Genomic DNA, 13,753 nt, shown 5'->3' with positions numbered 1-13,753 from the left:
ACTCTAATTTGATATTATATTATCTAAATTAATACTTAATGTAATTTATTTGAATATTTTTGTATTATATAACTTCTCATTATGAGATACTGAAACAAATTTCGTAGAGATGAAAGTTTTTCCATTTAAAATTCCGAAACCAGCAAATATTGGATTGATTTATCAGGAAGATATTGAAATTTTATTTTATGATAAACTACATCAACATGATGAAATTCAAATTAGTTTTATAGAGAGAGGAAGCGGAACTTTATTTATTGGCGATAAGATTTGTAATTATACTCAAGGCAGTGTTTTTGTAATAGGAAGTAACATTCCGCATGCTTTTAAAAGTGATAAAAATGTTGCACAAAAATCTAAAATGTTGAGTTTGTTTTTCACAAAATCTTCTTTCGGTGAAACATTTTTTGAATTAGATGAGTTTGCTGAAATTGATATTTTTTTTGAGAAATCTTCTCGCGGTTTTGTTTTAAAATCTAATATTGATGCGATCATTTTTATTTTCTTGCAAATGAAGAAGGTTTCTAAAATAAAACGATTTATGCATTTCTTAGAAATCTTACAACTATTAGCTATATCAGAAACAACCCCACTTTCTAGTTTTGTGTATCAAAAAATATATTCTGATATGGAAGGAAAACGGATGCGTACTATTTTTGAATACACCTTAGAAAATTATCATCAAAAAATAACTTTGCAAGAAGTCGCAAATAAAGCAAACATGACAAAAAATGCTTTTTGCAAATATTTTAAAAACAGAACAAATAAAACGTATTTCAATTTTTTAAATGAAATACGAATTGAAAATGCTAGTAAACTAATTATGATTAAAAAAGAAATATCTATCAATGAAATTGCTTATATTACTGGTTTTAATAACATTTCTAATTTTAATAGAAAATTTAAAGAAATTAAGAAAATGACGCCTTTAAATTTTAAAAAATTACAAATTATCTAATTCAAGTTTCAGCACTTTAGTCAATCCCTTGAAAATCATATCATAAAAATGATTGATGAATTCTCATACTGAATCAACTGTTAAATCATTAGAATCGAAAAAACAAATCAAATAAATTTCAGTACTTTTAATAACATGATTGTTACATAACAAACTTAAAAACGAGTAATTTTTAAAAAATGATTAATCCTAGACATATTAATAAGAATAGATATAATATTACAAACATAAAACTTAAATTAGTTTTATGTTGCTTAGTGTGTATTTCCTTTTCTAAAGTGTATTCGCAACGTGATTCACTTAGAATCATTTATACAGATGTAAAACAAACGGATTCTGTGAGATTCATGGCTTTAGACACCTTGTTTTTTAAGTATTATTATAAAGAACCAGATTCTACTTTAAAAGCCATAAATTACCACAAACAGCTCGCTGAGGAAAACAATAATAAAGAAGAGATTTGTAAATCTCTAATAAGAGCGGCACTGATATACGGACCAAAGCGCGAGTATGAAAAATGCTTAAGACTATTCAATGATGCATTAGTAATTGCAAAAGAGCTTAATAAACGTAATCTTGAAGCTATAATAATTTCAAGAAAAGCACTATTATTTCAGGAAACATATAAGTATTTAGAGGCAGTTCAAAGTGGAAATGAAGCATTGGTTATTTTTAGGGAGTTAAAAATGAATAGCGAGGCAGCCTGGGTATTACAAAATTTAGGCAATATCAATCTATATTTAGGTAATTATGACCTAGCTTTAGAATATTTTCAGCAATATCAAACAGCTCATGATACGTATAACTTTCCAAACGACCAATCTTTTGCTTATAATCAAGAGCTAATTGGAAGGGTTTATCTTGAAAAAGAATTATACGAAGACGCTCTAATTTATTTTGAAAATGCGTTCAAACATTTTACGTCGCTCGAAATAAAGTATAAAATGAAAGATTCTTCTAAATTTTTAGCGATAATACATACAAAGTTAAACCAACTTGACAAAGCAACCAATTATGCTCAAAAAAACTTAGCACTTAGCAAAGAACTTAAATCCGAAATGGATGTAGATATGGCAGAATTCATACTTGCTGAAATTACCTTTAAAACGGATATACCTTCTGCATTAAAACAAGCAAAAGCTATTTTAAACCGTCTTCCTAATGATGGATTTTATAGTATTAAAAAAGACATATACAACCTACTTTACAAAGGCTACAAGTCACAAAATAATTCAAAGTTAGCTGTAGAAATGCTCGAACGCTCTACTGTTTATAAAGATAGTATAAACTTAGAAATAGATCGTTTAGCCGTTACGAGAGAATTGGTAAAACAAGACTATGAGCATCGAATCTCTGAAAGTAAACTAAAAAGCGAAAACGAAAAAGCAGCACTCAAAATCACACAACTTAAAAGAACGTTTGCCGTAGTCATAATTTCTGCCCTATTCATTTTTTGTGTTATTTTCTATTTTAGATCTAAAACCAAAAAAGATAAAGCAATACGAGCTGCAATGTTGGATGAAATAATGCGTCTCAAAAACAGTTCAAATCAAGTTGTAGCTGCTACTACTGTATTTGAACTGGTTAGAGAAAAAATTGAGCACTCCATTAAAAGAAAATTAAATGAAACCGATTGGAAGGTGCTAAATGTATTATTGGTAGAGCCCGTAATGACCAATAAAGAAATTGCCCAGAAAGTTTTTTTAAGTGCAGATGGCGTTGGTTCTTCGCTTCGCAGAATGTATGAGTATTTTAATATCAAAGAATCGAAGTATAAAAAAGTTTCATTGTTACTGGAGACAATCAAGCGCTCGAATAGCTAGCATAGACCGCTATAATTACAAATAATTTCTACCCAAAGCAACTTTTCACCCTTAGGCCTGAAATACTTTGAAAACAATTTTAAGAAATTTATGTAACGCTCAATGGTTGTAATTTCTATTGAATATAATTTATAGCAAAATAAAACTCTACAAGCAATCTTGTTTGTGGAGTTTTATTTTATCTGATAATCTTATTGAAACATAATGCTAAGGGCATAAAATTAATACACAACATGATTAATTTAAAGCACCGTCCTTACCAATAAAGAAATCTCTAATAAAGTTTATTAAAGTATTGATGGAATTGGTTCTTCTCTTCCGAGAATGTGAGAGTATTTTAATCTTAAAGAATCCAAGTATAAAAAATTTTCATTGTTACTAGTAGGAATCAAGGGCTTCAACGGCTAGTATATAAAACAGTAATTATCAATAAATTTAGACCAAATAATTTTCACGCCTAGGCGTGAAAATGGTCATATTCACGCCTAGGCGTGAAGTTCTTTTGTAACAATTTAACGTATTTTACTTTATTGTTTAAGATTAAGACAAGGATTGATATCTTTCTACCATGAAAATTCATAATTGGATTCCAACATGACCCATGGAGAAAAAAATATAGAATTGGCAACAGTAAAAATCCAATCTGTGGGGGTTTATGATTTTGAAGTTTAGCCATTTAATGAGCAGTCCACTTTTCAAATAAGTGGATTGTTTCACTATTCAGTTTTATCGTTTAACAGCCATAAAATTAATGATAAATTAAACAAATTTCCTCACACTTTTAATGCATGACATAAACATAAAAGTAAAAAAATATTCGAGCCAATAGCACTTATTTTTGATATTCTAAGAACAAGCCATAATAACAAAGTAACTTTAAACATGAGCAGTTATTCACCAAGATTAAGAAATTTCTAAGAATTGCATTAATCTTTCTCGGAATTTTATTCAGGCAATATTATATTTTGAGTCGGAGAAGGTTTTAAAGTTTATAGTAATACAACATCTAATTTATCAACCTTAGAACTGAATTCTAAAAGAGTCGCTTCGAATCTAATGGAACCGAAAATTGGAGATTTTGTTTGCTACAAAAGTCAAAATGGAAGATCAGGAATAATTCGAGAACTCATAAACTTTCCTTATTGGAAAATGAAACTTTAGAACGCCCTTATCTGCTATTAACTTTGCTGCCGGCTCTATTAAAAAATATTGGAGAAATATGGAACCAAGTAAAATAAAACAAAAACTGAAGAGAATAGAAGATCAAGTATTACATATGACTAAATTGTTAGATGATATTTTAATTGTTGGACAGACTGAAGCTAGTAAAAATATATACAACCCATTAGAGATTAATCTAGGGGATTTTATGTCTGAAATAGTTGATGAAGTAAGTAATTCTATAAAAAACTTGCACAAATTAATATTAATTGATCCCGAAGAATTAAAAAACGCAACTATTTTTATTGATGAAAAATTAGGACGAAATATTTTTATAAACCTACTTAGTAATGCTGTAAAATTTTCTTCTGAAGACAATTATACCATTATTTCAGTTACCAATTTTGGTATTGGAATTCCTAAAGCAGAGCTTTCAGATATATGTAAACCTTCTGCTAGAGAAAAAAACGTAGATTTAATTCAAGGCTCAGGTCTTGGATTATCGATTGTAAAAGATGCCATAGACGTTATTGAAGGAAAAATAATTGTTCAAAGAAATATTGGAAATGGAACTTTCTTTATCGTAAAAATTCCAAAAAAGCCAAACACATATTATGCATAAAATTTTAATAGTTGAAGATACATTACCCATTAGAGAAGAAATTTTTGATATTCTAACAATGGAGGGATACGCCGTTTTTCAGGCTGAAAATGGAGAAATTGGTTTTAAAATGGCTTTAAAAGAAAAGCCAGATCTTATTATTTCTGATATACTAATGCCAGAAATGAACGGTTTTGAAATGTTTGAAAAACTGAATAAAAATAAGAAAACAAAAAGTATTCCATTAATTTTTCTTTCTGCAAAAGGCGAAAAAAGGGATATTAGAATTGGTATGAATCTTGGAGCCGAAGATTATTTAAGGAAACCAGTAAATATTGATGATTTGGTGAGTGTCATCAAAAATAAAATTCAATAATAATTTTGCTTTCGATTAGGTATACTCAAAAAGACAAATTTGAATTAAGATGCATAACAGCCGGCAAAATGGATAAAAACTCGATAGTTCAAGAAATATTCAAAGAAAATTGGAATTTAGATAATTTTGGACCTCTTAAAATACCAAGTAATAAAATTTTTGTTTCAGAAGATTCAAGGATTGTTTGGAAGATTGTGCTATTAATTGTTATGATTGTGACATTCTTAATTAGATATAAAATTTACTTTAGCAACTGAAGAGTTTAAGAATTGTTAAAATATATTCATAAAAGAATTTAATAAACAGGGAATGAAAAAAGAAATACATAAAAAAATAGAAACTCTAGCCGTTATTGCAGGAAGTATTTTAATTACACTTTTTGCTGTAGTATCGTTTTTCATATTGTAATGCTAATCCCACAGAAAATTATTAATGCATACGTCTAAATTTTATAGATAAACGAAATAAGATTTATTTTTAGATTATAAACTAAGAGAATATCCTATTGAACAAGGTGGCATTATAAAATATCTTTGACGTAACAAGTCTGAAATAGTCGAAACTGTAATCATAAAATAACGTTTTATTACTGCAGAGTATAAGAATTGTTAAAATAAACTAATAAGAGAATCTAATAAACAGGGGAATGAAAAATAACAAAAATAACCTAACAGAAACTCTAGCTGCTATTGCAGGAGGTATTTTAATTGCACTTGTTGCTACAGTCGCTTTTTTTATATTATTACCTGCGGTACTTTTTTTCGGCAAAAATATTATTAGTAATGATTATGGCTATAAAATTTGAGATAGCTTATAACGAAAAGAAACAATGAAGAACAACTAAAAGTGTGTGTGATTTTTAGCTCCATGATTAACATTACTTTTATACTTTGTTATATGTCTTTTTTAACTGCACATAACTATCCTACAAAACAAATACTACATTAGTTACAAAAATATTGCTTTTAACAATTTGCATGATTTATTGCTAGTGAAGGCATACTTAATAAAATATTGACGACTTTTCTATTCAGTTTATATTTTGTGAATTCGATTCTGAAAGAAGTAACGAAATGATATATAAGCATGAAACATACTTTCTGTTTTTAATTTCGATAATTTATTGCTCACGTTTAAAACTAATTAATTATAGATGCCAGCATATAGATGATTGGTTATCTAAAAGAATTATTATCTCCAACACTAAACTGCACGTTCGCATTTGATCGAGTACAAACATTAAAATTTGCTAAAAAACATAGTATAACATTATCTTAACCGATTTATGAATGCCACTAATGGACGGGCACGAATTAAGAACGGCAATGAACAAAGTTGAAAACTATTAGTGAAGTTTATATACTATAGGATTAAATAGCCGTTCAATTTCAATAAAGTATTTGAAAACGTTATGGATTGATACCTGGAGAACTCATTAAAAAGCTAGAAGTAGAAAAAATGAATATAAACCTAACGATTCTAGTTATGTGAACAAACTTTATGAGAAAATGTTCTGTGACTCCTTTTTTTTGCAATACAAAAATTGCGAAATTGTACTATGTGCATAAACTCTTCGTTTTAAAAATCTTTTTTTTCTAATTTAAAAAGTATCTTTATATATCAAATTTACAACTATTTTATACGATGGAAAATGAATTTTTAGACAATACATCCCTAATTAGCTATTCTAATAATATTTATGAAAAAACTGACTTTACAGCAATTTCAGAAATTAAATTAACAGAAAACAAAGGAGTTATAAAATGGGTAAACACCTATGGCATTCATTACCAAGAAGCTTATAAAAAAGTTATTTATCAAAATAAATTAGACGATTTTTTAATAAAATTATTGAGTGATGAAGAGCATCCCAACAAGGTAATCTTGTTAGATGACTTATTATTTGTTACCACACGTGTTTTAATAACAGAAAGTCAAAAATCAGATTCTGAACAGATGATTTTTATTGTTTCTTCGGATTTTTTATGGTCTATTCAAGAAAAATCGGGTGATTATTTTAATTGGATTCGGGAGCGTTTAGGGGGAAACAAAGGTATTGTTAGAAAGAAGAAAGCTGATTATTTATTGTTTTTATTGTTAGAATCTATTGTTGATAATTATCAAGACACTTATGAAGAAAATGCAGAACTAAGTGCTGATAAGCTAAACTCTACGCACATCAAACCAACTCCAGAATTTACTTCTTTAGTAGAAAAAAGAAAGCAAGAATTATTCAATTTTAAAAAAGCAACTTTGAGCTTAAGAGATACCATTACTAAATTAGAAAAAATGGAAATTGATGGTTTTGAGGTGAAGTATTTTAGCGAATTAAAAGAACAAACTACCAACTTGATTTCTAATATTGATTTTGAATTACAAGAGTTAGAAAGCAAAATAAATTTAATTTTTAGTATACAAGGTCATCGTTTAAATGAAGTAATGAAAACATTGACTATTTTATCCGTCATTTTTATTCCGTTAACTTTTTTAGCAGGAATTTACGGAATGAACTTTGAGAATATTCCAGAACTTAAATTTAAATACAGCTACTTTATTTTACTAGCAGCTATGGTAATTATTACCCTTATTTCTGTTTGGTATTTTAAAAGAAAGAAGTGGTTTTAGTTGATTAGTTTTGAAAAAAAGAAGAGCCTAATCCTCCAGAAAACCATTCAAAGCCTCCAAACTTTCAGCTGGATTTTCTTCCATAGGCACATGACCAGAATTTTCTAAAATAACTAATTTAGAATTTGTTAGCATACGGTCCATTTGTTTGCCATTATCCAATGGAATCCAAGAATCTTGAGCTCCCCAAATTAATAATGAAGGAGTTTGTATGCTTTTTAGTTTTTCTAAATTTGCTTTTGCCCCTAATTTAAAATCAGTTTTTGCTCTGTCTATAAAGGCTTGTCTGTTACCCACTCTCAAAGCCATTTTGTGATACCGCGTAATTATAGCATCTGTAACCTTACTATTATCTGCATATACTTCTTCCATATTTTTTTTAATAAAAAACTTCGGTGTAACATACAAAAACAAGGAACTTAACACAGGTGTTTTTGCCATCTTAAATACAGCAGGCTGTGGTTTATTTGTTGGTAAACCACTTGCATCAATTAAAATCAATTTTTCTATTTGTTCAGGATGTTCAGCGGCATAGTTCCACGCAATATTACCTCCTAAAGAATTACCTGCCAAATGAAATTTAGCAACATTTATTTTCATCAAAAACTGTTGTAAAAAATACGTGTAATTTTCTATGGAATAATCTGCATTTTTGTTGGGACCTGTAATTCCGAATGCTGGCAAATCCATTCTAATAACTCTATATTTTTTTTTGAGGTCTTTTGTCCAGTCATTCCAAGTATGCAAGGAAGAGGCAGTACCATGCACTAAAACAATCGGAAAACCCTGCCCTTCGTCTCTATAATGTACTTGCATTCCATCAATTTCTATAAATTGAGAAGCTTCGTTTGTGTATTCCTTTTTTAATTCTTCTAAAGAAACATCTGAGTATATAGCGCCCTTTATTAGCATTATGGTTATTACTGCAACTGCATAGAAAATATATCTCTTTTTAAAATTTTTCATAATAAATTACTTCATAATTTTATATAGCATGGGCTTACTGGGTGTAGCATCATTTTCAAAAGGAGCAATCATTAAATTCAATAGATACTCACCATCTTCAACAGTATTTGGAACGTATATAAGCTCTGTAATTGTGGCATCCATTCTTACTTCTCCTGCTGTATTCCAAAAAGCATTATGAGCCAATAATTTTCCTTCATCTTTTTCTTTATCTACAGAAGGGAGATCAATTAACAAGTGTTTAATTCCTTTTTCTCTTAAATAGATAGCCCCTTTTTCAGATAAATACGTTGGATTTGTATTTGAATACTGCATACTCTTTTTATCCTCTAAATTGGGCAATGTACGAATTACGATAGCATCCCGTTTCTTGTTTCGCAAGGCAGTTCTCAATTGTTTTACTCCAATTAGAAAATCTCCATTATGATGCAAAGGAGCTATTGTAACTACCTCAGCAACAAAGAAATAATGTTTTAAGTTTTTATTAATAGAATGCACTTTTTCAGTGATATGCCCTACACATTCTGTATGTGTAACATGTGCATGAGGATTAAAATGAATGGTATTAAAATTAACTACTGCACCATTTGCAACACTTACTTCATAATCATCTATTTTTTCAGGAGCAATTTTTGGATCCTCGATATACCAAGCATTTACATTTTTTTTTGAAGTATCTATAGGTATAGAAATATCTAGAGGTTTTGATACATCGATTTGTATTTTTCTTGAGTTGTATTCAATAATTGCTTTCATTTGTGGTATAAATTGCTTTTTTAAATCAAGTTTATCATAAATAAATCGGATGCAATTCCATCAGATAAAAACTTTCCTTTATGGGTTGTTTTTAAAACTTTATTTTCAATATACAATAATTTTTGTTCAATGTATTTTTTCGATTGCATCTTTAAATATTTCGTGTAATTTTCTCCAAAATCTGTATCAATTTTATTCAAAGAAACTCCCCAAATTGTGCGTAAACCAGTCATAACATATTCATTATATCTATCTGTAACAGAAAGCGTTTCTCTTTGAATCGGCAAATCGTTTTGGGCGATACTTTTAATATATTTTGTGTTATTTTGTACATTCCAACTTCTCCGCTTACCATCAAAAGAATGCGCGGAGGGTCCGATACCCAAATAGCTTTTCCCTAACCAATAAGAAGAATTATTTTTGCTAAAGAAATTTTCTTTTCCAAAATTAGAAGTTTCGTAATGTATAAAATTAGCTTTGGTTAATTCATCAATTAAAATATTGAATTGTGCTTCTGCTTTATCCTCATCTACATTTTTAATAATTCCTTTCTCAATAAAACGTTCTAAAGCTGTTTCAGGCTCTACCGTAAGTGCATAACTAGAAATGTGTGACACTCCGAAACTTAAGGTAATTTTTATATTTTCGCACCATTCTTGATCTGTACAATCTGGAACGCCATAAATTAAATCTACCGAAATATTATCGAAATATCGCGTTGCTATAGACAAAGATTCTCTTGCTTCTTGTGCGTTGTGCGCTCGATTCATCAATTTTAAATCTTTCTCAAAAAAAGATTGAATTCCGATACTTAGTCTGTTGATCGGTGATTTAGAAAGTTCAATGATTTTAACTTCTGATAAATCATCAGGATTTGCTTCTAAAGTAATTTCTGGATGATCGATAACTGCATGATTTTTATAAATAGCATCCAATAACAATTGAATTTCATTTACCGATAAAACACTAGGAGTGCCACCTCCAAAATAAATTGTTTCAATGATTTCATTTTGTATTTCAGCTTTTCTTAATTCGATTTCACGAATTAAAGCAGCAATCATTTCTTCTTTATTTTTTAGAGATGTTGAAAAATGAAAGTTGCAATAAAAACAAGTTTGCTTGCAAAATGGTATGTGAATGTAGATTCCGGCCAATATAATTTTAAGTTTACAGTTTAAGTTTGCAGTTGCTTAACTGCCAATTCACTAGAATTATTAATCTTCTAACTCATGAACTTACTTATTTTAAATATTATTTCTTAACTCGTTTTTCATTTTGTTTCACAAAGCTCGCCCAACCTGTGTAGCTTTTACCTCCAACTACCTTTCCTGAATTATAAAAATGACAAACTGCTGCTGCTAAACCATCCGTGGCATCCAAATTTTTGGGCAGGGTCTGTAAATTTAATAAAGATTTTAACATTAAAGCCACCTGTTCTTTACTAGCATTTCCATTTCCTGTAATTGCCATTTTAATTTTCTTTGGCAAATATTCTGTAATTGGTATTTCTCTGGACAAGCCTGCGGCCATCGCAACTCCTTGCGCTCTGCCTAACTTTAACATAGATTGCACATTTTTTCCAAAAAAAGGTGCTTCAATAGCAATTTCATCTGGATTGTAAGTGTCTATCAGTTCAATTGTGCGTTCAAAAATAAGCTTTAGTTTTAGGTAATGGTCATCATATTTTTGAAGTAGTAATTCATTCATCTGAATAAACTCCATCTTTTTACCCACTATTTTTATCAGTCCAAAACCCATAATGGTCGTTCCTGGATCAATCCCTAAAATAATTTTTTCTACTACCACAACTTCAAATTGATTTTTCTACTATTAAAACAATGCATTCATTATTTCGTCTGCCTTAAACCAAAGAATGACTGCAATAACTAATAGTAAAACAAGCAACAATCCTTTTGTAGGTTTTGCTTCTTTCTGTCTACCAAACTTTCTTTTAAATTCCATATGTATCTCTAATTAATACGAAAAGCAAATTTAGTAATTCTTACAAGACTCAACTAAACTGGCATTTCTAATTGAATACGGCTAACTGGCAACCACTTTTGTTGCCCGTAGCATTTCTCTTTTCCCTGGAGGACCAGGTAAACGTTCTACTATAAAACCAACAGCTTGCATGGCTCTTCTTACACTTCCTTTTGCTGAATAAGTTACTAAAATTCCGTCTTTTTTTAATGCATTATACATTTTTAGAAAAATGTCTTCAGTCCATAATTGTGGTTGAACACGAGCGCCAAATGCATCAAAATAAATTAAGTTAAAAGTATCTTTGTCATCAATATCTTCAAAAAATTGTTTTCTTTTTGTGAGTGAAAATTTATCAGTAATTTGATGTTTTTCATCCCAAGAAACATTATGTATTTTATTAAAAACTGTACGATCTTTTTCAGCATCTAATACAGCTATAAAATTCATTTTTTCAACTTCTTCAGGAGTAACAGGATAGGCTTCTACACCAACATAATTAATTGATCTTTTACTTTCTAAATAGGTAATAAAACAATTTAAACCAGTACCAAAACCTATTTCTAGAATGGAAACTTCATCAGATAAAACTTCTTTTAATCCACTATTAATAAAAACATGATACGTTTCATTAATTGAACCATTTTTAGAATGATATTGTTCATCCCAATCTGGTAAATGGATTGTTGAAGAACCATCTGAAGTAATTAATATTTCTCTTTTCATACGTATGGAGTTAATATTTGTTTTAATTCTTTATATTTTTTTCATTAAAACGCCATTCGCTTCAAAAGAAAATTCAGTTTTAGGAGCTGTAATTTTTGCTATTTCTTCTTTTGTTTTCCCTGCATCTTCTGCATAGTGTTGTAAAGTTTCTACAGACGTTTCTTGCACAAAAGCCTTTCCTTCTATAATAACTTCTCTATCATTAGCATCTAAAGGCATAAAAAAACCATAATCTTTAAAACGCACCATCGTTTCCGTTTTATCATCTAAAGGTAATTTCATCCAACAGCCTTTCTTAGAACAAACCTCTTTTATTTTAGAAGCAAATTTTACGCTAATTGTGTCACCTACTTTCAAATCACGATACTTTGCCAACATTTCATCTGAATTTAATGCTGCGTCTTTTGTTATTTTAGCTCCAAAAGAATCAAACGCTAAAATTTCTTGCACTGCCTCTTGCTTTGTCTCCTTGGCTACTTTTTCATTTTTACAAGCTGTAAAAACCAACAAAGTAACTGCACAAAATTTAATCAAATTTTTCATCTTACACATATTTAATAGAATTACTACAAATGTAAGAAAATTGCGAGTGCTCATGGACAATGGATAAATAAATTATGTACATTTGTTTCTGAAATTAATCAACAAAAAAGAATGAAATCTAATATAGAAATTCAACGTGTAGAAAAATCGAAGATAGACTCTGTAGATTTTGATAATTTACCTTTCGGTAGTGTGTATTCTGATCACATGTTAGAGTGTGATTTTAAGAATGGCGAATGGCAAACTCCGGTAATTAAACCTTACTCGCCAATAACTTTAGATCCTTCTGCCAAAATTTTTCATTACGGACAATCTATTTTTGAAGGGATGAAGGCCTATAAAGATGCTGATGAAAACATGATGCTTTTTAGACCCTTAGAAAATTGTAAGCGTTTAAATAAATCTGCGGAACGTTTGGTTATTCCTTCAATTCCCGAATCTATTTTCATGGAAGGATTAACAAAATTACTAGAGATTGATAGCGATTGGATTCCTAAAAATGAAGGAAGCTCTTTATATATAAGACCTTTTATATTTGCTTCAGGTAATGGTTTTCATGCTTCCCCTGCAGATGCTTATAAATTTATAATTTGTACAGCTCCTTCTGGTGCTTATTTCGCTGGTAAAGTAAAAGTTTTAATTGAAGAAAAATTTGCACGTGCTGCGAATGGTGGTGTTGGTTTTGCAAAAGCTGGAGGTAATTATGCTGCCCAATTTTACCCAACACAATTAGCGATAGAAAAAGGATACAATCAAGTAATTTGGACTGATGATAATACTCACCAATTTATAGAAGAAGCGGGGGCAATGAATATTTTTATCAGAATAAATGATACTTTGATTACGAGCCCAACAAGCGATCGTATTTTAGATGGTATTACCCGTAAAAGTATTTTGCAAATAGCAGAAGACGCTGGTATTAATACAGAAGTTAGAAAAATTTCTGTAGGCGAAGTTGTAGAAGCTGCTAAAAACGGAACGTTAAAGGAGATGTTTGGAACTGGAACTGCTGCAGTAATATCGCCAATAGCTGGTTTTGGATATCAAGAAAAAGATTATGATTTACCAGAATTAGACAATCCTTTTGCTGCGCAACTAAAAAAACGAATAACAGACATACAAACAAATAAGGTAGAAGATCCTTATGGATGGAGAGTTTTTGTGTAGTTTTTAAACAGTATTATAAGAGTCAAAAAACATCAATTTAATAATTGATGTTTTTTTTTGTAGATTTAAGA

At 29.5% G+C, this 13,753-nt stretch carries 14 protein-coding genes; 7 read left to right on the top strand and 7 right to left on the bottom strand.

The window, feature by feature from the left end; translation table 11 throughout:
- The first annotated feature begins 109 nt into the window (after positions 1 to 109).
- The 6 genes from BLT88_RS03245 to BLT88_RS03220 all read left to right on the top strand — a co-directional run bounded on the left by BLT88_RS03245 (position 110) and on the right by BLT88_RS03220 (position 7,544).
- On the top strand, positions 110 to 958 hold the full coding sequence (locus BLT88_RS03245) for an AraC family transcriptional regulator (RefSeq protein ID WP_036787431.1): 849 nt from the start codon (positions 110 to 112) through the stop codon (positions 956 to 958).
- 179 nt (positions 959 to 1,137) lie between these two features.
- A complete protein-coding gene (locus BLT88_RS03240; RefSeq protein WP_091952960.1) occupies positions 1,138 to 2,781 on the top strand; it encodes a tetratricopeptide repeat protein in 1,644 nt (547 codons plus the stop codon).
- A 1,219-nt stretch (positions 2,782 to 4,000) separates the two neighbouring features.
- Complete coding sequence (locus tag BLT88_RS03235; protein WP_091952959.1) at positions 4,001 to 4,564, top strand: sensor histidine kinase KdpD; 564 nt, start codon at positions 4,001 to 4,003, stop codon at positions 4,562 to 4,564.
- Positions 4,557 to 4,919: a response regulator transcription factor gene (locus tag BLT88_RS03230; protein ID WP_091952958.1), complete on the top strand. Its 363-nt coding sequence runs from the start codon at positions 4,557 to 4,559 to the stop codon at positions 4,917 to 4,919. Before BLT88_RS03235 ends, BLT88_RS03230 begins: the two co-directional genes overlap by 8 nt.
- Positions 4,920 to 5,565: 646 nt before the next feature.
- Entirely contained in the window at positions 5,566 to 5,724 is a 159-nt protein-coding gene (locus BLT88_RS14115) for a hypothetical protein (protein ID WP_157691115.1), read from the top strand.
- Between the two features lie 839 nt (positions 5,725 to 6,563).
- Entirely contained in the window at positions 6,564 to 7,544 is a 981-nt protein-coding gene (locus BLT88_RS03220; RefSeq protein ID WP_091952955.1) for a CorA family divalent cation transporter, read from the top strand.
- Between the two features lie 27 nt (positions 7,545 to 7,571).
- Here BLT88_RS03220 and BLT88_RS03215 read toward each other — a convergent pair whose 3' ends face one another.
- The 7 genes from BLT88_RS03215 to BLT88_RS03190 all read right to left on the bottom strand — a co-directional run bounded on the left by BLT88_RS03215 (position 7,572) and on the right by BLT88_RS03190 (position 12,515).
- The gene (locus BLT88_RS03215; RefSeq protein ID WP_091952953.1) at positions 7,572 to 8,510 is read right to left on the bottom strand and encodes an alpha/beta fold hydrolase; all 939 of its coding nucleotides are present in this window, start codon (positions 8,508 to 8,510) and stop codon (positions 7,572 to 7,574) included.
- 6 nt (positions 8,511 to 8,516) lie between these two features.
- Positions 8,517 to 9,266 (bottom strand): cyclase family protein, encoded by a 750-nt coding sequence (locus BLT88_RS03210; RefSeq protein WP_091952952.1) that lies wholly within the window; start codon positions 9,264 to 9,266, stop codon positions 8,517 to 8,519.
- A 20-nt stretch (positions 9,267 to 9,286) separates the two neighbouring features.
- Complete coding sequence (gene hemW, locus BLT88_RS03205) at positions 9,287 to 10,420, bottom strand: radical SAM family heme chaperone HemW (RefSeq protein WP_091952950.1); 1,134 nt, start codon at positions 10,418 to 10,420, stop codon at positions 9,287 to 9,289.
- A 97-nt stretch (positions 10,421 to 10,517) separates the two neighbouring features.
- Positions 10,518 to 11,072: a crossover junction endodeoxyribonuclease RuvC gene (gene ruvC, locus BLT88_RS03200; protein WP_091952949.1), complete on the bottom strand. Its 555-nt coding sequence runs from the start codon at positions 11,070 to 11,072 to the stop codon at positions 10,518 to 10,520.
- 24 nt (positions 11,073 to 11,096) lie between these two features.
- Positions 11,097 to 11,228 carry a hypothetical protein gene (locus BLT88_RS14430; protein WP_302846603.1) on the bottom strand — a complete coding sequence of 44 codons (132 nt, stop codon included), beginning with the start codon at positions 11,226 to 11,228 and terminating at the stop codon, positions 11,097 to 11,099.
- An 81-nt stretch (positions 11,229 to 11,309) separates the two neighbouring features.
- Positions 11,310 to 11,972, bottom strand: coding sequence for a tRNA (5-methylaminomethyl-2-thiouridine)(34)-methyltransferase MnmD (mnmD, locus tag BLT88_RS03195; RefSeq protein WP_091952948.1), 663 nt, complete (start codon positions 11,970 to 11,972; stop codon positions 11,310 to 11,312).
- A gap of 30 nt (positions 11,973 to 12,002) precedes the next feature.
- Complete coding sequence (locus tag BLT88_RS03190) at positions 12,003 to 12,515, bottom strand: DUF4920 domain-containing protein (protein WP_091952946.1); 513 nt, start codon at positions 12,513 to 12,515, stop codon at positions 12,003 to 12,005.
- Between the two features lie 111 nt (positions 12,516 to 12,626).
- On the opposite strand from BLT88_RS03190, the gene BLT88_RS03185 reads away from it, so the two are divergent.
- Positions 12,627 to 13,682: a branched-chain amino acid aminotransferase gene (locus BLT88_RS03185; RefSeq protein WP_091952945.1), complete on the top strand. Its 1,056-nt coding sequence runs from the start codon at positions 12,627 to 12,629 to the stop codon at positions 13,680 to 13,682.
- The last annotated feature ends 71 nt before the right edge of the window (positions 13,683 to 13,753 follow it).

This window comes from Polaribacter sp. Hel1_33_78, assembly GCF_900106075.1.
In the GTDB taxonomy this organism is placed as follows: Bacteria; Bacteroidota; Bacteroidia; order Flavobacteriales; family Flavobacteriaceae; genus Polaribacter.
This window is presented reverse-complemented; position numbering and strand designations above follow the sequence as displayed.